Annotated in this window: 23 protein-coding genes and 1 pseudogene; 17 read left to right on the top strand and 7 right to left on the bottom strand. The window is 65.5% G+C overall.

Going from position 1 to position 19,822, the window contains the following annotated elements; all coding sequences use genetic code 11:
- Positions 1-115: 115 nt before the first annotated feature.
- A complete protein-coding gene (locus tag ACT53K_RS08430; protein ID WP_476228150.1) occupies positions 116-1,882 on the bottom strand; it encodes a fatty acyl-AMP ligase in 1,767 nt (588 codons plus the stop codon).
- Between the two features lie 122 nt (positions 1,883-2,004).
- Between ACT53K_RS08430 and ACT53K_RS08425 the strand changes: the two genes are divergently transcribed.
- The 6 genes and pseudogenes from ACT53K_RS08425 to ACT53K_RS08400 form a co-directional block, all read left to right on the top strand.
- Positions 2,005-2,547 (top strand): regulatory protein RecX, encoded by a 543-nt coding sequence (locus ACT53K_RS08425; protein WP_476228149.1) that lies wholly within the window; start codon positions 2,005-2,007, stop codon positions 2,545-2,547.
- 68 nt (positions 2,548-2,615) lie between these two features.
- The gene (locus tag ACT53K_RS08420) at positions 2,616-3,200 is read left to right on the top strand and encodes a cold-shock protein (protein WP_476228148.1); all 585 of its coding nucleotides are present in this window, start codon (positions 2,616-2,618) and stop codon (positions 3,198-3,200) included.
- A gap of 4 nt (positions 3,201-3,204) precedes the next feature.
- Complete coding sequence (locus ACT53K_RS08415) at positions 3,205-3,711, top strand: DUF192 domain-containing protein (protein ID WP_476228147.1); 507 nt, start codon at positions 3,205-3,207, stop codon at positions 3,709-3,711.
- Between the two features lie 70 nt (positions 3,712-3,781).
- Complete coding sequence (locus ACT53K_RS08410; protein WP_476228146.1) at positions 3,782-4,750, top strand: alpha/beta hydrolase; 969 nt, start codon at positions 3,782-3,784, stop codon at positions 4,748-4,750.
- 48 nt (positions 4,751-4,798) lie between these two features.
- Positions 4,799-5,191, top strand: a complete 393-nt coding sequence (locus ACT53K_RS08405) for an NADH:ubiquinone oxidoreductase subunit NDUFA12 (RefSeq protein ID WP_476228145.1) — start codon at positions 4,799-4,801, stop codon at positions 5,189-5,191.
- Positions 5,188-5,616: pseudogene (locus ACT53K_RS08400) on the top strand (DUF2155 domain-containing protein); the annotation flags it as partial. The gene ACT53K_RS08405 and the pseudogene ACT53K_RS08400, both read left to right, overlap by 4 nt.
- Before the next feature lie 35 nt (positions 5,617-5,651).
- Here ACT53K_RS08400 and aat read toward each other — a convergent pair.
- The 3 genes from aat to ACT53K_RS08385 all read right to left on the bottom strand — a co-directional run bounded on the left by aat (position 5,652) and on the right by ACT53K_RS08385 (position 7,621).
- Positions 5,652-6,332 carry a leucyl/phenylalanyl-tRNA--protein transferase gene (aat, locus tag ACT53K_RS08395; RefSeq protein WP_476228362.1) on the bottom strand — a complete coding sequence of 227 codons (681 nt, stop codon included), beginning with the start codon at positions 6,330-6,332 and terminating at the stop codon, positions 5,652-5,654.
- Positions 6,333-6,391: 59 nt separating this feature from the next.
- The gene (locus tag ACT53K_RS08390; protein WP_476228144.1) at positions 6,392-7,132 is read right to left on the bottom strand and encodes a ParA family protein; all 741 of its coding nucleotides are present in this window, start codon (positions 7,130-7,132) and stop codon (positions 6,392-6,394) included.
- A gap of 99 nt (positions 7,133-7,231) precedes the next feature.
- Positions 7,232-7,621 (bottom strand): hypothetical protein, encoded by a 390-nt coding sequence (locus ACT53K_RS08385; protein ID WP_476228143.1) that lies wholly within the window; start codon positions 7,619-7,621, stop codon positions 7,232-7,234.
- 281 nt (positions 7,622-7,902) lie between these two features.
- On the opposite strand from ACT53K_RS08385, the gene ACT53K_RS08380 reads away from it, so the two are divergent.
- Positions 7,903-8,388, top strand: coding sequence for a hypothetical protein (locus tag ACT53K_RS08380; protein WP_476228142.1), 486 nt, complete (start codon positions 7,903-7,905; stop codon positions 8,386-8,388).
- A 20-nt stretch (positions 8,389-8,408) separates the two neighbouring features.
- Entirely contained in the window at positions 8,409-9,365 is a 957-nt protein-coding gene (locus ACT53K_RS08375) for an alpha/beta hydrolase (protein WP_476228141.1), read from the top strand.
- Positions 9,366-9,385: 20 nt separating this feature from the next.
- Here ACT53K_RS08375 and ACT53K_RS08370 read toward each other — a convergent pair whose 3' ends face one another.
- Complete coding sequence (locus tag ACT53K_RS08370) at positions 9,386-10,693, bottom strand: sensor histidine kinase (RefSeq protein ID WP_476228140.1); 1,308 nt, start codon at positions 10,691-10,693, stop codon at positions 9,386-9,388.
- A 127-nt stretch (positions 10,694-10,820) separates the two neighbouring features.
- Positions 10,821-11,333, bottom strand: coding sequence for a DNA-deoxyinosine glycosylase (locus ACT53K_RS08365; protein ID WP_476228139.1), 513 nt, complete (start codon positions 11,331-11,333; stop codon positions 10,821-10,823).
- Between the two features lie 54 nt (positions 11,334-11,387).
- Here ACT53K_RS08365 and ACT53K_RS08360 point away from each other — a divergent pair, with 54 nt between their 5' ends.
- Together ACT53K_RS08360 and ACT53K_RS08355 are read left to right on the top strand one after the other, a co-directional pair.
- Positions 11,388-11,729: an Mpo1-like protein gene (locus ACT53K_RS08360; protein ID WP_476228138.1), complete on the top strand. Its 342-nt coding sequence runs from the start codon at positions 11,388-11,390 to the stop codon at positions 11,727-11,729.
- Positions 11,730-11,781: 52 nt separating this feature from the next.
- A complete protein-coding gene (locus tag ACT53K_RS08355; RefSeq protein WP_476228137.1) occupies positions 11,782-12,192 on the top strand; it encodes a VOC family protein in 411 nt (136 codons plus the stop codon).
- A gap of 50 nt (positions 12,193-12,242) precedes the next feature.
- On the opposite strand, the gene ACT53K_RS08350 is transcribed toward ACT53K_RS08355, so the two are convergent.
- Positions 12,243-12,701, bottom strand: coding sequence for a class I SAM-dependent methyltransferase (locus tag ACT53K_RS08350; RefSeq protein ID WP_476228136.1), 459 nt, complete (start codon positions 12,699-12,701; stop codon positions 12,243-12,245).
- A 184-nt stretch (positions 12,702-12,885) separates the two neighbouring features.
- Between ACT53K_RS08350 and ACT53K_RS08345 the strand changes: the two genes are divergently transcribed.
- The 7 genes from ACT53K_RS08345 to ACT53K_RS08315 all read left to right on the top strand — a co-directional run bounded on the left by ACT53K_RS08345 (position 12,886) and on the right by ACT53K_RS08315 (position 19,779).
- Positions 12,886-13,878 carry a cysteine synthase A gene (locus tag ACT53K_RS08345; protein WP_476228361.1) on the top strand — a complete coding sequence of 331 codons (993 nt, stop codon included), beginning with the start codon at positions 12,886-12,888 and terminating at the stop codon, positions 13,876-13,878.
- Between the two features lie 46 nt (positions 13,879-13,924).
- Positions 13,925-14,245 carry a hypothetical protein gene (locus ACT53K_RS08340; protein WP_476228135.1) on the top strand — a complete coding sequence of 107 codons (321 nt, stop codon included), beginning with the start codon at positions 13,925-13,927 and terminating at the stop codon, positions 14,243-14,245.
- Between the two features lie 411 nt (positions 14,246-14,656).
- Positions 14,657-15,142 carry a division/cell wall cluster transcriptional repressor MraZ gene (locus ACT53K_RS08335; RefSeq protein WP_476228134.1) on the top strand — a complete coding sequence of 162 codons (486 nt, stop codon included), beginning with the start codon at positions 14,657-14,659 and terminating at the stop codon, positions 15,140-15,142.
- On the top strand, positions 15,139-16,086 hold the full coding sequence (gene rsmH, locus ACT53K_RS08330; RefSeq protein ID WP_476228133.1) for a 16S rRNA (cytosine(1402)-N(4))-methyltransferase RsmH: 948 nt from the start codon (positions 15,139-15,141) through the stop codon (positions 16,084-16,086). The genes ACT53K_RS08335 and rsmH overlap by 4 nt, the downstream gene beginning before the upstream one ends.
- Entirely contained in the window at positions 16,086-16,667 is a 582-nt protein-coding gene (locus ACT53K_RS08325; RefSeq protein ID WP_476228132.1) for a hypothetical protein, read from the top strand. Before rsmH ends, ACT53K_RS08325 begins: the two co-directional genes overlap by 1 nt.
- Positions 16,664-18,367, top strand: a complete 1,704-nt coding sequence (locus ACT53K_RS08320; protein ID WP_476228131.1) for a peptidoglycan D,D-transpeptidase FtsI family protein — start codon at positions 16,664-16,666, stop codon at positions 18,365-18,367. Before ACT53K_RS08325 ends, ACT53K_RS08320 begins: the two co-directional genes overlap by 4 nt.
- Complete coding sequence (locus ACT53K_RS08315) at positions 18,364-19,779, top strand: UDP-N-acetylmuramoyl-L-alanyl-D-glutamate--2,6-diaminopimelate ligase (RefSeq protein ID WP_476228130.1); 1,416 nt, start codon at positions 18,364-18,366, stop codon at positions 19,777-19,779. The genes ACT53K_RS08320 and ACT53K_RS08315 overlap by 4 nt, the downstream gene beginning before the upstream one ends.
- Positions 19,780-19,822: the final 43 nt, after the last annotated feature.

Raw genomic sequence — 19,822 nt, 5'->3', positions numbered from 1 at the left:
GGCAATAGCCCGGCGGAAGTTAGCGACTGGTTAGAAGCCAAGCGATTTTGGTTAAATTCGTCCGTTTTGGACGGTGTTTCGTTCCGCCCCCGACTGGAACGGGGGCGGAACGGGTTCAGGCAGCGATCGCGTAGGGCTTGATCTCGCCGTTCAGATAGAGGTTGCGGGCCTTCGCACGGCTCAGCTTGCCCGAGCTGGTGCGCGGCAGGGTGCGGGGCGGCACCAGTTCGACCACGCAGTTCATGCCGGTGACCGAACGGACCCGCTCGCGGATCTCGTCGCGCAGCCGCAGCCGCTCCTGCTCATCGGAGGTGCGGCACTGGACCAGCACCGCCGGCGTTTCCTCACCACCGGGGGTGGTGATCGCGAAGGCGGCGATGTCGCCCTGCTTGAAGCCCGGCAGTTGCTCGACTGCCCATTCTATGTCCTGCGGCCAATGGTTCTTGCCATTGACGATGATCATGTCCTTGGCGCGGCCGACGATATACACGTAACCGTCTGAGATGTATCCCATATCGCCGGTGTCGAGCCAGCCGTCGACCAGGCAGGCGTCGGTCGCTTCCTGATCGCGGAAATAGCCGACCATTACCGACGGGCCCTTGCACCAGATCTTGCCGATCGCCTTTTCAGGAAGCGGCGTGCCGTCTTCCTCGCGGATTTCGATCTGCATGTCGCGCGCGGGCTTGCCGCAATTGACAACAGCGCGGAAACGCTGCGGGCGGTCGGCGCGCGAGGTGCCACCCGAAAGCTGCGTTTCCTCGACCAGCTCGACGACGATCCCTTCGCCCGGCGGCATGATCGACACCGCCAGCGTGGCTTCGGCCAGGCCATAGCTGGGCAGGAAGGCGCTGGCCTTGAAGCCGGCGTCGGCAAACGCATCGACGAAGCGCTGCATCACGTCCGGACGGATCATGTCGGCGCCGTTGCCGGCGATACGCCAGCGGCTGAGGTCGAAGCGGTCGCTCGCCTTGGTCTGGCTCGACATGCGGCGGGCGCAGATGTCGTAGCCGAAGGTCGGCGAATAGGAGATGCTGTTGCCCGGATTGCGGCTGATAAGATCAAGCCAGGCAAGCGGGCGACGCGCGAAATCCTCGGTCTTCAGATAGTCAGTCGAAACCTGGTTGGCGACGACCGACAGGAAGCAGCCGACCAGGCCCATGTCGTGGTACCAGGGCAGCCAGGAGACGCAGCGGTCGTCGGGGCCGACTTCCATGCCGTGGCTGTGCGCAGCAAGATTGTTGAGCAGCGCCTGGTGCGTAATCGCCACGCCATGCGGAAAGCGGGTCGAACCGCTGGAATATTGCAGATAGGCGATGTCACCTGGCTGCGCCTGGGGCAGCGGGGCCTCGGGAGCGGAGCGTTCGCTGAACACGGCCCAGTCGGTGGCATCTACGTCGGTAAGCCGTGCCGCTTCCGCGCACATTGCGCCGATTTCGGGCGGGTAGATCAGCAGCGCCGGATCGCAGCTTTGCAGCTGGACGCTGAGCTGGTCGATATAGGACTGCGCACCGCCAAAGCTGGTTGGCAGCGGCAGCGGCACGGGCCAGGCGCCAGCATAGACGACACCAAAAAACAGCGAGGCGAACTCCGGACCGGTTTCCGCGATCAGCGCAACGCGATCGAGCGGCTTGATACCGGCCGCGATCAGCCGATGTGCCTGGGCCAGCGCATCCTGGCGGAGTTGCGAAAAGCTGTAGGAGAGCGCGAGGTTGCCGCGTGCGTCATGAAAGTTCAGCCCGCGCGCGCCTTGGGCGGCATAATCCAGTGCAGCGCCAAGCGTTTCGAAATCGGCGAAGCGGCGCGGGAGCTGGTCGTCCGTGGGCGTGGGCGTGAGGAGTGCCTTGTCCACCGTTGCGAGTGATCCCGTTTCGTCCAATACCATTCTTTGTCTCGAGCCCCTATGAGGTAGCAGTTCGTCTTGCCCCCGTCACGCGTATGTTAGCGTCCGGCTCTGCTACGCAGTATCGTTCAAAATCGGTTGGCAGTGTGGCACAATCATGGCGCATGCCACCTAGCCATCGCCCCAAGCCGCCACTGGAGCCCGCCGACCTCGACCGTCTGGCCCTGCGTTATGTCGAGCGTTTCGCGACAACCCGTGCGCGGCTGACGGCCTATCTTGCCCGCAAGATACGCGAACGCGGCTGGGCAGGGGGGAGCGCTGCAGATCCCGAGGCAGTGGCCGAGCGGATGGCGGAACGCGGCTATATCGATGATCGTGCTTTTGCCGAGGCGCGCGTGCGCTCCATGGCGCGGCGGGGCCTAGGCGTTCGGCGGGTCCAGGCGACGCTGCGCCATGACGGCATCGAGGCGGAAGACAGCGCCGCGCTGGCCGAGGCCATCGCAGACGGTGCCACCGCGAGTGCGTTCGCCTTCGCCCGGCGCAAGCGGATCGGGCCGTATGCGGCGGAGGCGGCGGACCGGCCGCGGCGCGAAAAGCAGCTGGCGGCCATGCTGCGTGCCGGCCACCCGCTTGATCTGGCACGTAGAATTGTCGGGATGGCACCCGGCGAAGAGGTCGAAGACCTGCCCAATCCGGGACTCCGGTGACAATAACAAAGCAATTCCCAACTTCGACAATGCTGTGTTAATGTTACGTGGTTGGGGGAAATTGAAGAATGCGTGCTGAGCATCAGCTTGCGTCAAACCACTATGCGGTCGCACCAAAGGACGGGGCGCAGTTCGAAACCGTGGCCGAGGAAGAAGGCCAGGTTTATTGGGGCGTAATCAAGTGGTTCGACGTGACCCGGGGTTTCGGGTTCCTTGTCGCGGACGATAGTGCCGTCGGCGACATTTTGATACATTTTTCGGTGCTGCAGGATCATGGCCGGCGCAGCCTGCCGGAGGGTGCGCGGGTCGAGTGCGTCGCGGTGCAGCGGCAGCGGGGGCTGCAGGCGCGCGAAATCCTCTCCATTGACCTGAGTGAAGCAGTCGAACCGGTAAAGCGGAGCAGCGATCGCGGCGAGCGGCTGAAGCTGATCGAGGATGCGGGGCCGTTCGAGCCCGTGGCAGTGAAGTGGTTCAACCGGCTGAAGGGGTACGGATTTCTCGTGCGCGCCAGCGATACTGCGGATATATTCGTCCATATGGAGACGCTGCGTCGTGCCGGTATCGAGGAAGTCGAGTCCGGCCAGCCGCTTAAGGCACGCATCGTCGCGGGCGAAAAAGGGCCGCTGGCTGTAGCGGTCGAAAGGACCGATTGAAGCGATGATCTCTACTGGCATGTGGCGTGCGGCATTGGCCGCCGCGGGGTTGTTCGTCTCCACCGCATGCCAGGGGCAAGCCGAACGGCCCGCCAGTGCCGCGGCGGAATCGGTCAAGCCGAAACTGGCATTGACGATCGAGACGCATGGCGGTCCGCGCCAGTTCATGGTGGAGCGCGCCGAAACCCCCGCCGAGCAGGAGCGGGGGCTGATGTTCCGCACCAACATTCCGGCCGATGGCGGCATGTTGTTCTACCCCTATCCCGCTGATGGCGGTGGCCCGCGCGAGGCGAGCTTCTGGATGAAGAATACGCCCAGCGCGCTGGACCTGATCTTCATTCGGCGGGACGGGACGATTGCGCGCATCGCCGCCAATGCCGCCCCCTTTTCCGAGACGCCGATCAAGTCCGGCGAGCCGGTTGCCGCCGTGCTGGAGATCAATGGCGGCCGGGCGGCCGCGCTGGGTATTGCCGCCGGTGATCGCGTTACCTGGGAGGGCCGGGGCCGCTGAGCCCAAGTGTCTTGCGAAGCCCTTTGATTCGATATAATGATGATATCATCATTATGCGGAGGGTTTCGCGATGCGCGGATTTCGGGTTCTCGGCCTTGCGGCGGTTGCGCTGCTGATGGCCGCAGGCGCGGCGCACGCGCAGGGCGCTGCCGGTGCTGGCGTGACGATCGAGACGCCGGGGCCTTCGGGGCCGTTGGCCGGCACCTTTGTCGATGCCGGCAAGGGCAGCCCGGTGGTGCTGATCATCCCCGGTTCGGGGGCGATCGACCGCGACGGCGGTGTCCCGCAAAGCTATCGCCTGCTCGCGGAGGCACTGGCCGCGCGGGGAATCAGCAGCGTCCGGATCGACAAGCGCGGCATGTTCGGCAGCCATGCGGCGGTGCCCGACGCGAATGCCGTGACGATCGGCGCCTATGCCAGCGACGTGCACAACTGGGCGCGTACCATTCGCGCCCGCACCGGCGCGCCCTGCGTGTGGGTGGTGGGGCATAGCGAGGGTTCGCTGGTGGGCTTGCAGGCGGTGCAGACACCGGCCGACCTGTGCGGGCTGGTCTCGCTGGCAGGCATGGGGCGTCCGGTCGGCGTTCTGCTCCCTGAACAGCTCCGCGCTGCTGGACTAGGTGAGGCCGATCTCGCCGCGGCCGATGCCATCATCGCCTCGCTTAAGGCGGGGAAGCGAGTCGAGGCAAGCACTGTGCCGCCGAGGCTGATGAGCCTGTTTCATCCGGCGGTGCAGGCGTATCTGATCGATTTCCTCTCCTATGATCCCGCCCGTCTGGCGGCCGCATATCGCGGGCCGTTGCTGATCGTGCGCGGCACCCGCGACATTCAGGTGCTCCAGGCCGATGTCGATGCGCTCCACGCCGCTCGCCCCGACGCGCCGCTGCTGCAGCCCGAGGGGATGACGCATGTGTTGAAACACACCGACGGCGAAGATCGCGCATCGAACCTGAAAACCTATTTCGATCCCGGTTTGCCGCTTCAGGCCGGGCTGGCAGATGGCATCGCGGCCTTTGTGAAGGCGCATCCGTCGCACTGAATGCAGCAGACTGTTGCCCGGCGCCGCGCTTGGCGGTATCGGCGGGCCATGGGACTTCCTTTTCCGATCTTCACCTGGTGGAACGGCGCCACCTTCGGCACGCTCATGGGCCTGCGCGGCAAGAAGCGCGTAGGTGAGGATGCCGAGGGCAATGTCTATTATGAAGGCGGGCGTGACCCGAACGGGATTCCGCGCCGCTGGGTGATCTACAAGGGCGCGAACGACGCCAGCCGCATTCCGCCGGACTGGTTCAGCTGGCTGCACCATCAGATTGCCGATGTGCCCGATCAGGCCCTGCCGCCGGTCCGCGCATGGCAGAAGCCCTGGGAGCCCAATCAGACGGGCACCGAGCTGGCCTATCGTCCGCCCGGCGCGCTCGAAAAGGGTGCGCATCGTGCCCGCGCCACCGGCGATTACGAGGCGTGGACGCCCGACGCATGAAGCACGCCGCGGCGGCGCTGCTGGCGCTGGCGCTCGGCGCCTGCTCGGGCGGCGCCGGCAAGCCGCCGGGCGGCGATAATGCGGGCGATGAACTGGTAATCACCGGCGCGGCGGACAATGGTGCCGCCGGGGCAGAAGTGATTTCGGTCGGCCCCGATTCTGCCACTGCCAATGCCGCCGCCACGCCGATGAAAGATCGCGTGGCGGTGCTGGGCGTGCTCAACAAGCGCAACGGTGCCGAGCGCGAAATCCGCCTGAAGCCGGGCGAGGCCGCACGCATCGACGGTGACGTGACAGTGCGGCTGCGCGCCTGCGACCGCACGGCGCCCTGGGAGCAGGATCATCTGACCGGCGCCTTTGTGCAGGTGGATGTGCGGCGGCAGGACCGGCGCTGGTATCGCATCTTTTCGGGCTGGCTGTACAAGGAACAGCCGGCGTTGAACGTGGTGCAGCACCCAATCTACGATGTGTGGCCCAAGAGCTGCGAGATGACTTTCCGCGACAGCGGGCCGGATACGGTACCGGCCGGTACGCCGTCTGCGGGATCGTCGAGCGCGAAGAAGTCGCCATCGACCGAAGGCGACCCGAACGCCACACCCGCCGAAGAGGCGCCCAGCGCAGCGTCCAGCAACGCGACATAGTCGTCGCGGGGAATCTCGATCGCGCCCATCGAGGCGAGATGATCGGTGATGAACTGGCAGTCGAGCAGACGAAACCCGCCAGCCTTCAGCCGTGCCACCAGATAGGCCAGCGCGACCTTTGAGGCGTCGCGTACGCGCGTCACCATCGATTCGCCAAAAAAGGCGCGCCCCAACGCCAGGCCGTAGAGGCCGCCGGCCAGTCGATCGCCGTCCCAGCACTCGATCGAATGGGCAAAGCCCAGCCGGTGCAGTTCCAGAAACACGCGCTCGATCGGGCCGCTGATCCAGGTATCGGGCCGGTCGGGCACGCTTTCGGCGCACAGCCGCAGGATTTCGCCAAAGGCGGCGTCGGCCGTGACGCGGAAACGTTCCGACTGGATCGTCTTGCGCAGCGAACGCGAGAGGCGAAAACCGTCGAGCGGCAGCACGCCGCGCAGCTTGGGTTCCACCCAATAGACACTGCTGGCAGTGCGGTGATCGGCCATGGGAAAGACGCCCATCGCATAGGCGCGCAGCACCAGCCCAGGATCGAGCGCTTGTTCCGGTGCGTGCGGCCGGCTCACTTCGCTCCGCTGCGCCGCGCGAGGCGCTGCTCGATCGACTGCCAGATATCGGCAAATGCACGCGCGGCGGCGGTGCGCGGCGCGAAGGCGCCCACCGGCAGGCGCCGCGCGGCGACCGATTCGATCACACTCGCCATCGGAATGACCGGCCAGTCGGCGTGCCGCTCGACGGCCTCGACATGCAGGCGCCGGCGGCGATCGACCATGGCATGCACGGGCATCAGCGGCACTTTCGATCCCCTGGCAGCAAGATGTGCCTCCACTTCGGCAAAGGCACGTTCGGAAAGCGGGGAGGGAACGACCGGGACGACGATCAGGTCCGCAGCGCGCATCACCTGCTCGCTGGTCTCGGTCAGCCCCGGCGGGCAATCGAGCAGGATGCGATCATAGTCGGCGGCCAGATCGGCGAGCAGCTTCTGCAGCCGCTTCTTCTTGTCCAGATCGTGGAAGAACTGGTCGAGCCCGCGTAGCGAGGTATCGGCGGGCAGCAGTTCCAGCCGGGCGAAGTGTGTGGGCAGGATCAGCCGGTCGGCCGCCACATCGCGCGAGAAGATCGCTTGCGCCTGGCGCGAGGGGGCCTGGTCGTTGCCGAGCAGGAATGTGGAAGCTGCTTGCGGATCGAGATCCCAAAGCAAGGTGCGCCGCGCCGATCGTTCGGCGGATGCCCATGCCAGGTTCACCGCCAGGGTGGTTTTGCCCACACCACCCTTCAGGCTGTAGATCGCAATCGTGGCCACGCGCTGCTTCCTCCTCTGGCTGCAACGCATACAGCAAAAAGGCCCGACGGGAATCCCGCCGGGCCGATTTCTTGCAGCAAATTGCGAAAGGGGCCCGGTTCAGGCCTTGCAGGTGTGTGTCGAACCGTCGGCCAGCGTGATCGTTGCGGCCTTGGCATTGCCGGCCACCTTGTAGCCGCCTTCGCCGACATAGGGCTGGCCCGCTTCCGGCGCCTTGAGCAGGATGGACTTCATCGAGTCCTTCTTCTCGCGCAGGGTAGCCATCTTGTCGCCGTTGAAGAAGTCGACGAACAGCAGGGTGTTGCCCGGCTGGCAGCGGAAGGTGACGCTGGCAGCGATCGTGGGCGGCGCTTCCTTCGGCGCGGCGTTGGCGAGCTGCGAGGCCATCGGGTCCGGCGAGCGGCTGTCCACTACTTCGGGCTTGTTGTTGCAGGCGGCAAGCGCGAGCAGCGCTGCGGCGGAAAGGGCGAGGGGGAGGCGGTTGTTCATAGCGGGGTGTGCTTTTCCTTAGGACGCAACAATCGTCAAGGGGAATCCCGGATATAAGGTCACAGCTCTTTGTGCGCCGCAACGGGAATGTTATAATGTTGCCCTTTTGGGCATATCCAAGGCTATTCTGGGTTTCTCCGTTACGTAGAACGCAACAATTGCGAAACCTCCCGCGATGCGAAATGGCGAGCTACTGCTTGTCTCTGCCCGGTGAGTTGGCCGCCGGGGCCGACTTGACGTTGCCCGGTGCGCCCGTGCAGGGAGCGGCAGGGAGACTGGCGATGAAATCCGTGCTTTCGCTATTGGCGCCTTTGGTTCTGTTGGCCGGTTGTTCGTCGCACGATGAGGCGGACGAAGCGGACAATGCTGCCCGGCGCCTGACGATCAAGCCCGGGCCCGTCTTTGCTGGTTTCGACTTGTCGAAGCCGCTCCGGTTGCGTGGAAGTGACCCAAAATGGGAACTCGATCTGGCGCCCGGCCGCATTCAGTATCGCGCGGCGGGCGGAGCCGAGACGCCCTATTATCCGGTCTCCCCGCGGCTGGAACAGGGCAAGGCACTCTATCCCACCCAGACGCCGGCGGGCGAGCCGGTCACCATCACGCTGATGGCAAATGCCTGTCCGGGCGTGGCTGGCAAGTCGCTGTCCGCCGAGCTGCGGATAGGGGCGCGCCGTTTCGCAGGATGCGCAACTCCGCTCCCCATCGAACAAATCCGCTATGATATGTACAACGAGGCGGAAGCGGTGCCTTATAACGCTGCGCCCTGAATGGGGTTGAGGGATCGAAAATGACAAAGCGGGTCGTGCGAACTGCAATTGCTGGGCTGATGGCGTGTGCGGCGATGATGCCGGCCGCGAGCCATGCACAAGGCGTTACGCCGCCTGCGTCGCCGTGGCTGCCGGGCGGTGGGGAACAGATTGCGCTTTGGCCCAAGGGCCTCGCGATCCTGCGCCCCGAAGTGACCGGCCCGGAAAAGGTGATGGCGGGGACCAGTCCCGTTGCGGGACGGCCCTGGACCTATCTCACCAATGTGTCGCGGCCGACCATGACGATCTTTCCGCCCAAGGGAAAGAATAGCGGCGTCGCGGTAATGGTGTTTCCCGGCGGCGGCTATCAAGGGCTGGCGGTCGATCTGGAAGGGACCGAAGTCTGCGACTGGCTGACCGGCCAGGGCATTACCTGCGTGTTGCTCAAATATCGGACGCCGCAGGACTGGCACAAGGGCGGCAAGGAACGCGCGCCAAAGGTCCAGCTAGCGCTGCAGGACGCGCAGCGGGCGATGGGACTGTTGCGCCAGCGTGCATCGACGCTGCGGATCAATCCGCGCAAGATCGGTGTGATCGGTTTTTCCGCTGGCGGGCATCTGGTGGCGGCGGTCAGCAATGCCGAGACCCGCAGCTATGCTGCCATTGATGCGGCAGACCGGGAATCGTCGCGGCCGGATTTCGCGATCGCGCTCTATCCCGGCCATTTATGGGCGGGGCAGGGGCTGGGGCTGCAGCCTTGGAACGTGATCAGCCGCGCAGCGCCGCCGACCTTCCTGCTCCAGGCCATGAACGACCCGGTCGATGATGTGCATAACGCGGTAGCCTATGCGATGGCGCTCCGCGCCGCGAAGGTTCCGGTGGAGTTGCACCTCTATGCCGAAGGCGGCCATGCCTTCGGGGTGCGGCCGTCAAAATTCCCCGTCTCCGGCTGGCCCAGGCTGGTCGAGGCGTGGCTTCGCGCGATCCACATGCTGTAAAGCGTGCGGCGCCGGCGGCGTTAGCAGCTGATCGGTAGCGTGAAGGTGAAGGTGGCGCCGCCACCCGGCGTTTCGCTCACCCAGATCTGACCGCCATGGCCTTCCACCAGGCTGTGCGAAATGGCCAGCCCCAGCCCCATGCCGTGATGGGCGCTGGCAAGGCCGGGCTGGAACAGGATTTCGCGCAATTCAGACGCCACGCCGGGACCGTTGTCGGCAACGCTGATCTCTACTTCGCGCTCGCTATGGAGTGCGGTCTTGACCTTGACGCGCGCATGGGGCCGGCCATGCGTGGCCTGGGTGGCGTTGCGCAGCAGATTGGCGAGAACCTGGACGATCTGGATATGATCGAACTGGGCGTGCGTGGCACCGTCGCCGATTTCCACCTGAATATCGGGAAGGCGGATGCCGGATGCCGCGCGCACCAGGCTCACTGCCTCGCCGATTACCGGCGCAAGCTCACGATGTTCCAGCACCACATCGTTTTGGCGCACCATGCGCCGGATGCGGCGGATGATTTCGCCGGCGCGCTGCAATTGCGCCTCCGCAGCAACCGTCAGCTCGCGCGCCCGCCCCCCCGTTTCCGGGCTCAGGCGGATCGCGGCTAGATAATTGACCGCGGCCGATAGCGGCTGGTTGAGTTCGTGTGCGACGGTTGCGGCGATGGCGCCCAGCGCGCTGGCGCGGGTGAGTTCCAGCACCTGCCGCTCCATTTCCACGCGCTCCGCCAGCAGCCTTTCGCGCTCGGCGATGCGCGCGCGCAACTCCTGATCGACACCGATATGATGCTTCGCCAGTGCAACATAGCTGCACAGCGTTCGGAGGAATCCGACTTCCTCTTCCTCGAACTTTTCGGTCTGGCGTCGCCCGAAGCCCAGCGTTCCCAGCAATTCCCCGCCATGGAGCAGCGGCATGCAGACAAAGGCGTTGATGCCCATGCGCCGCACGAAGTCGTCGCGCGGATCGTCCGAATCCTGGATGTTGCGGGCAATGATCGGTTGCCGGCTGGCGGCGACATGGCCGCAAATCGCGTAGCCCAACGGGATATGCGCGCCGGCCTGGGCTTCTTCCGGGCTCAGCCCGCCATGCGCCACCAGCGCAAGTTCGGCGGCGTGGTGATAATCATAGTGAAAGAACACATCGAGGCGAAGCTCGGTCCGAATCATCACGAAAACCCGCTCGAGCGCGTCGGCCATCTCGTGCGCTTCAAGAAGATCAGCAGCGGAAGCAGATAGAAGTTCGAGCAGGCGCGGGTGGCGCACTTCTTCTACCACTGGCGTATAGCCCGAGACGGCCGGTTCGAGAGGTGCGACGCGGTGATCGGGCATCTTGTTCTTTGTGTAAAAGTTGGCGGAGGCTAGTTAGCGCTGATGCGCTGCAACATTACGTATTCCTCCTTAGGATGGTTGCACAAAAACCTGCAAACGCTTTGCATTAACATGCTAACGCAAAGCGTTAGCGCTTTTCCGTTACCTCGGCGAGCGCCGACCAGGCGGGCATTTTTCCTGTAATCCCCACCGTGTGCAGCGGGCTGGACGAGGGGAGCGCGATAATCCGGTATCGCTCGGTCAGCGAACCGAGCTGGCGCATGCCGTGGCGATGTGCCGTCGCGCCATTGAAGGCGATAGCGCGCAAGGCAGGCAGTTGCGCGGCCAGCCCGGCCAGATCGTGCGGTTCAATTTCGCGCAGTGCGGCGTCGGTGCTGCCCGGCCGGGTTGCGCTCGCGACCACGTCCCACAGGCCGATATGCGCGGCTAGCAGCGCGGCCAGGCGCTCCGGATAGGGCAGTGGTACCAGGTCGCGTCCGGCGGCGGGCGAGATCAGCTGCCAGAACTGGTTTTGCGGATGCGCATAATAGCGTTGTGCTGCCAGCGACCGTTCGCCCGGCAGCGAACCCAGCACCAGCAACCGGACCTCTGCATCGATTACGGGCGGAAAGCTGTATTTGCGGGGCTGTGGTTCGGCCATCGCCACGCCAGTAGCGCAGCTTGCGGCGCCGTGTAAGCGATGTATAGTTTTGCCATGGCCCGTACGATCACCCACTATCGGGATTTCTGGCCCTATTATCTTCGCGAGCATGCAAAGCCCGCGACACGGCGCCTGCATTATATCGGAACCGCGCTCACCTTTGCCGCGCTGGCGGCGGGACTGTTGCTCAACAGCTGGTGGTTCGCCGCGATCCCGCTGGCGGGATATGGCTTTGCCTGGGGTGCGCATTTCGGGGTCGAGCGCAACCGCCCGGCGACCTTCACCTATCCGCTGTGGTCGTTGGCCTCGGACTACCGGATGTTCTTCCTGTGGCTGACCGGGCGGCTGGGTCCGCACCTGAAGCAGGCAGGCCTCGCTCCCACTGTCGACCAATAGAACGCTCCGTCGCGAATGAGCGGCGATCGCCTACTATGCTGGAGTTTCGACGATGCCCGAGCTGAATGGCGTTACGCCCTATTTCGAGGTCTTTGACATGATCTCGTCGGTGTCGTTCTATCGGGATCAGCTCGGCTTCAACCTGCTATATGCGTCGCCGGAGGTCGAAACGAACGAAGGCCGTTTTTCGCATTTCGTGCGGCTGGACCGCGGGCGCGTGCAGATCATGCTGAATACGGCATATGACTCCAATGAGCGCCCGGCTGGCCGGCATGAGCCGCGTTGGCAAGGCGCCCGACATACGTGCCTCTACATCGACTGTGACGACGTATCGGCATTGTACGCCGAGATAACGGCACGGGGGGTGAAGGCCGCGCCGCCCGAAATAACCGGGTATGGAATGCTCGCATTTTCCGTGGCTGATCCGGATGGGTACGGGCTCACCTTCCTTCAACCCGTCTAAGCCGAGATGACGAGCGGAGCGGCGGGTTTCCTCGGGGACGGCGCTTCGAGCTACAGGGCAAGGATCGTCCCGGCGCAAACCCGGTCGAGCGCGCGGCGTAGCGGGCTGGCGGGGTAGGGCAATGCCTCCCCGAGCAGGATCAGGTCGGCCGCCCCGTCGTGTTCGGCGGCCAGCGCGCCGATCGGCTCCGCCAGTTCGAACACCAGTTCGGTGCTGGGGTGCTCCAGCATCGCGGCCGCTCGCCGGGCGTGGCGGATCAGGCGCGGTGCGACATCGACACCGCGCCCCTCGATCGACACGAAGCCGAGTTTGCGCGCGTGCCGCAGCGTCTCCATCAACTGCCGGCCGTCACCGCAGGCCAGATCGAGGATACGGATCGACCGATGCCCATGGGTGCGCCAGTCGACCAGCGCCTGCACGATCCGGCTCTGGGGCAGGGAAGTGGCGGGTCGATCGGCGCGTTCGGCGGTACGATGCAACAGCGTGCTGAAATAGTGGCCGGGAATCATGCGGAGCCTCATCATGCCGCGCATCGGCGCGGCTCATGGGCGGGATTTAGGGCGTGACAGCGTTAAGCTTCGAGAGGGGAAACAAGGCCGGCGCATAAAGTTTTCGCAAAGGCGAAGCCGCGCTTTCCCGGCGGCTATCAAGCGTTGCTTGCGCGGGACGGCCCCCAATGCCTATCTGGCGCACATGCATGGTACCAAGGACAGCCTCGCGCTGATCGGCAACACCCCGCTCGTGCGCCTGAAGGGCCCCAGCGAGGCGACCGGTTGCGACATCTTCGCCAAGTGCGAATTCGCCAACCCCGGCGCCTCGGTGAAGGATCGCGCGGCGCTGTATATCGTCAAGGATGCTGAAGAGCAGGGCACGCTAGCGCCCGGCGGCACGATCGTTGAGGGCACGGCGGGCAATACCGGCATCGGTCTCGCGCTGGTCGCCAATGCCAAGGGCTATCGCACGATCATCGTGATGCCGGAGACGCAGTCGCGCGAGAAGATGGATACGCTGCGCGCGCTGGGGGCCGAGCTCGTGCTGGTACCGGCCGCGCCCTACGCCAATCCTGGGCATTTCGTGCACACCAGCCGCCGGATCGCCGAGGAAACGCCGAACGCAATCTGGGCAAACCAGTTCGACAATATCGCCAATCGTCGCGCGCATATCTGCGGTACGGCTGAAGAGATATGGGAGCAGATGGAAGGCCGGATCGACGGTTTTACCTGCGCGGCCGGCACCGGTGGCACCATCGCGGGGGTCGGATTGGGCCTCAAGGCGAAGGACGAAAACGTCACTATCGCGCTCAGCGACCCGCATGGTGCCGCGCTATATGAATATTATGCGTGCGGCGAATTGCGCGCCGAAGGCTCGTCGGTTGCTGAAGGCATCGGCCAGGGCCGCATCACCGGCAATCTGGAGGGGGCGCCGATCGACACCCAGTTCCGCATCAGCGACGAAGAGGGGCTGGAGTGGGTGCGGCGGTTGCTGGCGGAGGAGGGGCTTTGCCTCGGTCTTTCGTCCGGCATCAACGTTGCGGGGGCGGTGCGCCTGGCGCGGATGCTGGGGCCGGGAAAGCGGATCGCGACAATCCTGTGCGACACCGGCTTTCGCTACCTCTCGACGCTCTACAACCCTGCATGGCTCAGGGAAAAGGGGCTCCCCGTTCCCGCCTGGATGGCGCGCGATTGAGCACACCCTCGACAAGCGGGGGCTTGCGCGTTACATTTATGCCACAGTGACCAAAATCGGATCGCATCAGGATCGTGGCCAGGCGATGCAGCGCGTGCAGGTCGGTGTGACCGGCCTGGCGGTTGTCGTGATGGTCATCGGCATCTTCTCGGTTGTCTACTCCTCCGCGAACCGGGAGGAGGCCGTGTCGGCTGTCGGCGCGGCCAACCAGTCGGTCGTCGCCAACCTTTCCGGTGCCGCCAATACCAGCATCGACAAGAGCAAGGACGAACCGCTTGCCGAACTGGGCGTTGCGCCCGGGACGGATGCGACTGCGCCGGCTGCGGCCGGGCAAAATTCGGGAAGCAAAGGCGCCCGTCCACGCTGATCCGCCAGCGCTGCGAAGCGCACCGGAAGCCGCCTAACCAAAGTCGTTAACGCACAGCCGCCGCGGGCCCGCGTGGGCCGCGGCCCCACCGCGTGCGGGCGTCGCCGGGATTTTCGGGGAAAAGCCCCCACCAGCTCAGGAAATGCACCTAAATGCTGCCGCAGCGCCGCTTCGGCCGGAAATCATATATAGAACAAATAGAGATCATATTGAGATTATACGTTGTGTTTGGGGCTAAGTGGGGCAAAATCCCGTTCTATCCCCTAACTTCCCGTTGCTTCCCGGGATCAATTGTGCTTAAAAGAATGCGTTAAAGGGGGGCACACCCTTTCTCTCTGTTTCAGCTTCAAAACTGGCGCGGGTGACCGCGATTCCGGTGGCGGGAGGGGTGTGTCCGGCTCGGGGTTGGGTGTGGCGGACAGGGAGCTCTTCGAAGGATTTGCGCTCCAGGCGGTCGACCAGAAAGGTCGCGTCGCCATACCCTCAGACCTGCGCGCTGCAGTTGAGCGCAATTCCGAAGTGCGTCAGATCGTCGTGGGCCTGCACGGCTTCGATGCATGCCTCTCTGCGCATGACCTTGGCTGGTCCAAGGAGAAGTACGAGCGGATCGACCGGCAGGAGCAGCAGGCAATCGACCGCGGCGATCAGCCCGACGGGCGCGCCAAGCGTCGTGCCTTTGGTCAGGTCGAGCGCGCGCCGTTCGACGATAGCGGCCGCTTCGTGATTCCGCCCTTCTTTCGCGCCAAGGCGAAGATCGGCAAGTTCGCCTTCTTCGTGGGCAATGCCGACACGTTCGACATCTGGGCGCCCGAGGTGCTGCTGGCCGATCCCGAGGCGGATCCGGGCCTGAAGGAAATCTGCGAGTTCCTGATGCAGTCGAAGGGGGTGAAGCTGTGAGCGACGCCCCGCACATTCCCGTGCTGCGCGACGAAGTGATCGATGCGCTCGCCATTGTGCCTGGCGAGCGGCATGTCGACGCGACGTTCGGGGCAGGTGGCTATACGCGCGCCATGCTGGGCAAAGGGGCGGCGGTCGTGGCGTTCGACCGCGATCCTACGGCGATTGCCGGCGGCCAGGCGCTGGTGGCGGAGGCGGCGGGTCGGCTGGAACTGGTCGAGGCGCCGTTCAGCCGGATGGCGCAGGAACTGGAAGCGCGTGCGCTTGCGCCGGTTGATGGCGTGACGATGGATATCGGTGTTTCGTCGATGCAACTCGATCAGGCTGAGCGCGGCTTCTCGTTTCAGCAGGATGGGCCGCTCGACATGCGGATGGCGGCTGACGGGGAGAGCGCGGCGGACTGGTTGAACAGCGCCGACGAAGGCGAGATCGCCGATGTGCTGTTCCACTATGGCGAGGAACCGCGTGCGCGTCGGGTGGCGAAGGCGATCGTCGCGGCGCGCCCGCTGACACGCACCGGCGAGCTGGCGGCGGTGGTTCGCAAGGCGCTGGGCTATCGCCCGCATGACAAGAAGGATCCTGCAACCCGCACCTTCCAGGCGGTGCGCATCCACATCAACCGCGAGCTGGACGAGCTGGCCGAAGGGCTGGCCGCGGCCGAGCGGCTGTTGAAGCCGGGCGGCCGGCTGGCGGTGGTGACGTTCCACAGCCTGGAGGACCGGCTGGTCAAGCGCTTCCTGCGCGAACGCAGCGGTGGCGAGCCTGCCGGTTCGCGCCATCGCCCTGCGGTTGGCCCGCGGGCGGAACCGAGTTTTGAAGCTCCCGCCAAGGCCGTGCGCCCGGGCGAGGAGGAAGTGGCGCGTAACCCGCGCGCCCGGTCTGCGACGCTGCGTGTTGCGCGGCGGACAGCCGCGGCGCCGTGGCCGAGTGAAGGAGTGGCGTGATGGCGGTACATGGCTTCAAGGGACTTGGCTGGTTCATTTGCGGCGTGATCGTGGCGCCGGCCTGCTACATGGTCACCTCGCACGGGGCGGCCGAGCGGGCGCGTCTGAAGGCCGTCGAAACGGCCATCATCCAGGCACGCCGCGATATTCGCGGGCTGGAGACCGAATTCGACACGCGCGCCAACCTCGCCCAGATCGAGCGCTGGAACGGCGATGTTCTGGCGATGAACGCCCCTGCGCCGCAGCAATATCTGGCGAGTGTCAGCGGTCTGGCCGCGCTCGACCATCAGCAGGCAGAGGGCGTAAAGGTCGAAACCGCCGCGCTGGTGATTCCGGCTGGCGCATCTCCGGTGCATGCTGTCGCACCGGTGGTGGCCCAGAATGTCACGAACGGGCAGGGGGCTGCTGCGCCGGCTCGTCATGTTGCTTCGGCGGATGACGGGCAGGGCAAGGAACTCCAGGGGCTGATGCATAAGGTTGCGCGTTCGAAGCTGGCAATGGCCGACCGGCCGGTGCTCAGCGCCTCGACGATCGACGATCTGCGCCGCGTCGCCCAGCGCGAGCAACTGGCCCTGCGTTGACGGTTGTCGTTGCCCCGCCGGCGCGCACCCGCGCCTCGGGCGGTGCCCGGCAGGCGATGGTCGCCGTGGCGCAACTGCGCCTGATGATCCTTGCGCTGCTCTTCGGTGCGGCAACCCTTGGCATCATGCTTAAGCTCGGGTTTCTGGCGCTTTCGGCCGGACCGGCGGCCGCGCGCGACCTGAGTGCCGCGCTGGTTCCCGCGCGCGGCGACATCGTCGATCGCAACGGGACGCCGCTTGCCCGCAGCATCGATGCATGGACGATCGCGATTCATCCCAACCAGGTGATCGGTGACAAGGGCCAGCTTGCCCAGAAGCTCGCCGAACTGATCCCGGAACGCAGCGCCAGCCAATATTATGCGCTGCTCAACTCGGGCAGCAGCTTTGCCTTTCTGAAGCGCCGGGCGCTGCCTGAACTGGTCAACGCCATGAACGCGCTGGGCGAGCCGGCGATCGAGTTCCAGCGCGAGACGGAGCGGCTCTATCCCCAGTCGGAGATGGCAGCGCATGTGCTCGGCTATCTCGACGGCAACGGACACGGCGTGGCGGGCATGGAAAAAGTGCTCGATGCGCAACTGAGCGATCCCGCACGGCGCGGCCAGCCGGTGACGTTGTCAATAGATTCCCGCGTGCAGGCGGCGCTTGAGAGCGAGCTGGGCCATGCGATGGCCGATCTGCAGGCGCGCGGCGCCGCCGGCATCGTGCTGGATGCGCAGACCGGCGAAGTGGTGGCGATGACGTCGCTGCCCAGCTTCAACCCCAATGCGCTCGACGGTCCCCCGCCGCGCAACAACGTGACGCAGAGCGTGTACGAGCTGGGATCGACCTTCAAGCCGATCGCCGTCGCTGCCGCGATCGATTCCGGCACCATCACTTCCATGTCGCGGCGGTTCGACGCGACCGAGCCGATGAAGATCGGCCGGTTCACCATCCATGACGATCCGGGCGACGAGCAGTTTCGCTGGCTCAACATCCCGGAAACGCTGATCTATTCGTCGAACATCGCCACCGCCCGGATCGCCGACGAACTCGGCGCGGCGAAGATTCAGGACATGTTCCGTCGTCTCGGTTTCGACCAGCGGCCGGACATTCAGATCCGCGCAGTGCGGCCGCTCTGGCCGAGCAGCTGGGGGCGCATTACCGTGATGACCACGGCCTATGGCCACGGCATCGCCGTCACGCCGCTGCACCTAGCCAACGCCTATGCTGCACTGGTGAACGGCGGCATCTGGCGCCCGGCGACGCTGATGAAAGTGGACCCGGCGCACCCTCCGGCTGGCAAGCGCGTGATCCAGGAATCGACCAGCTTCCGCATGCGGCAGCTGCTGCGCCTGATCGTGCTCAAGGGTACCGGCCGCAAGGGCGAGGCGCCCGGCTACCGCGTCGCGGGCAAGACCGGCACGGCCGAGGCGGCGAGCGAAGGCGGCTATGACAAGCATCGCAACGTCTCCACCTTCGCGGCGGCTTTCCCGATCGACGCACCGCGCTATGTGGTGGTTGCGATGCTCGACTCACCCAAGGCGAACGCCCATACCCCCCGAACCACTGCCGCGTGGACAGTGGCACCTGTCGTCTCGCGCGTGATTGCGCGCACCGGTGCGATCATGGGGATCGCCCCCGACAATGCCCGCGATATCGACGAGAGCGAACTGCTGCCGCTGCTCGCCGCGTCGCCCGAGCCGGGGGCTGGCACCGAATGAAGCTGGGAACCCTGACCGGCGGTGACGAAGGCGCGATCGTCACCGGCTTTGCCATTGATCACCGCAAGGTCGCGCCGGGTACGATTTTCGGCGCGTTCGAAGGCGCGCGCGTGAACGGCGAGGATTTCATTCCCGCCGCCGTGCAGGCGGGTGCAATTGCCGTCGTCGCGCGGCCCGAAGCAAAGGTGGAAGGCGCGGTGCATATCGCCGATGCCAATCCGCGCGAGCGCTTCGCCCGGCTGGCGGCGCAGTTCTTCGCGCCGTTTCCGCCGGTGACGGCAGCAGTCACCGGTACCAACGGCAAGACCTCGACCGTCGAGATGACACGCCAGCTCTGGCGCATGGCGGGCTTCCATGCGGCATCTATCGGCACGCTGGGCGTTACAACGGCGGACGAGCGCGTTTCGACCGGACTGACCACGCCCGATATCGTAACCTTTCTGTCGAACGTCGCCGGCCTGGCGCGCGAGGGCGTTAGCCATGTCGCGTTCGAGGCCTCTTCGCACGGCCTGTCGCAGTATCGGACGGAGGGGCTGCCGGTACGCGCGGCGGCGTTCACCAATCTCAGCCGCGATCACCTCGATTACCATGGCGACATGGCGGCCTATTTCTGCGCGAAGATGCGGCTCTTCGCCGATGTGCTCGATATGGACGGCACGGCGGTGGTGTGGGCCGATGATCCCTATGCGCCGCAGGTCGAGGAACTCGCGCGGATGCGCGGGAACCGGCTGATCACTGTGGGGGAGCATGGCAAGACGCTGCGGCTTGCTGGGCGCACCCCCTCGCTGCTCGGACAGGCGCTCGAAATCGAGGCCGAGGGCAAAACGCACAAGGTAATGCTCCCGCTGATCGGTGCCTATCAGGCAGCCAATGCGCTGACTGCAGCCGGGCTGGTGATTGCGACCGGCGGCGATGTCGCTGCGACGCTCGCCAATCTGGCGCGGTTGCAGCCGGTGCGCGGGCGGCTGGAACGCGCGGTGATTACGGCGGGGGGCGCGCCGGTCTATGTCGATTATGCCCACACCCCCGACGCGCTGGAGGCGGCGATCGCGGCGCTCAAGCCGCATACCGATGGGCGGCTGATCCTGGTGTTCGGCGCGGGCGGGGATCGCGACGCAGGCAAGCGCGAGCTGATGGGGCAGGTTGCGGCGGCGGGTGCCGATGTGGCGATCGTGACCGACGACAATCCGCGCACCGAGGATCCGGCGGCGATCCGCGCCGAAATCCTGAAGGGGGCGCCCGGCGCCACCGAGATCGGCGACCGCCGCGAAGCGATCCGCGCGGCGGTGCAGATGGCTGGCCCGCAGGACATCGTGCTGGTCGCCGGCAAGGGGCATGAACAAGGACAGATTGTGGGCGAACTGGTGCTGCCGTTCGACGATGTGACCGTGGCACGAGAATGCGCGGCGTGAGGGGGAGCGAATCGAAGTTCCCCTCCCGCTTGCGGGAGGGGCT

The sequence above is a fragment of the Sphingomonas sp. DMC8 genome, assembly GCF_056314185.1.
This window is presented reverse-complemented; position numbering and strand designations above follow the sequence as displayed.

Coding starts and splice junctions, on each gene's coding strand:
- ACT53K_RS08430 (WP_476228150.1), bottom strand. CDS start 1,882: ATGGTATTGGACGAAACGGGATCACTCGCAACGGTGGACAAGGCACTC.
- ACT53K_RS08425 (WP_476228149.1), top strand. CDS start 2,005: ATGCCACCTAGCCATCGCCCCAAGCCGCCACTGGAGCCCGCCGACCTC.
- ACT53K_RS08420 (WP_476228148.1), top strand. CDS start 2,616: ATGCGTGCTGAGCATCAGCTTGCGTCAAACCACTATGCGGTCGCACCA.
- ACT53K_RS08415 (WP_476228147.1), top strand. CDS start 3,205: ATGATCTCTACTGGCATGTGGCGTGCGGCATTGGCCGCCGCGGGGTTG.
- ACT53K_RS08410 (WP_476228146.1), top strand. CDS start 3,782: ATGCGCGGATTTCGGGTTCTCGGCCTTGCGGCGGTTGCGCTGCTGATG.
- ACT53K_RS08405 (WP_476228145.1), top strand. CDS start 4,799: ATGGGACTTCCTTTTCCGATCTTCACCTGGTGGAACGGCGCCACCTTC.
- aat (WP_476228362.1), bottom strand. CDS start 6,332: ATGGGCGTCTTTCCCATGGCCGATCACCGCACTGCCAGCAGTGTCTAT.
- ACT53K_RS08385 (WP_476228143.1), bottom strand. CDS start 7,621: ATGAACAACCGCCTCCCCCTCGCCCTTTCCGCCGCAGCGCTGCTCGCG.
- ACT53K_RS08380 (WP_476228142.1), top strand. CDS start 7,903: ATGAAATCCGTGCTTTCGCTATTGGCGCCTTTGGTTCTGTTGGCCGGT.
- ACT53K_RS08375 (WP_476228141.1), top strand. CDS start 8,409: ATGACAAAGCGGGTCGTGCGAACTGCAATTGCTGGGCTGATGGCGTGT.
- ACT53K_RS08370 (WP_476228140.1), bottom strand. CDS start 10,693: ATGCCCGATCACCGCGTCGCACCTCTCGAACCGGCCGTCTCGGGCTAT.
- ACT53K_RS08365 (WP_476228139.1), bottom strand. CDS start 11,333: ATGGCCGAACCACAGCCCCGCAAATACAGCTTTCCGCCCGTAATCGAT.
- ACT53K_RS08360 (WP_476228138.1), top strand. CDS start 11,388: ATGGCCCGTACGATCACCCACTATCGGGATTTCTGGCCCTATTATCTT.
- ACT53K_RS08355 (WP_476228137.1), top strand. CDS start 11,782: ATGCCCGAGCTGAATGGCGTTACGCCCTATTTCGAGGTCTTTGACATG.
- ACT53K_RS08350 (WP_476228136.1), bottom strand. CDS start 12,701: ATGATTCCCGGCCACTATTTCAGCACGCTGTTGCATCGTACCGCCGAA.
- ACT53K_RS08345 (WP_476228361.1), top strand. CDS start 12,886: ATGCATGGTACCAAGGACAGCCTCGCGCTGATCGGCAACACCCCGCTC.
- ACT53K_RS08325 (WP_476228132.1), top strand. CDS start 16,086: ATGGCGGTACATGGCTTCAAGGGACTTGGCTGGTTCATTTGCGGCGTG.
- ACT53K_RS08315 (WP_476228130.1), top strand. CDS start 18,364: ATGAAGCTGGGAACCCTGACCGGCGGTGACGAAGGCGCGATCGTCACC.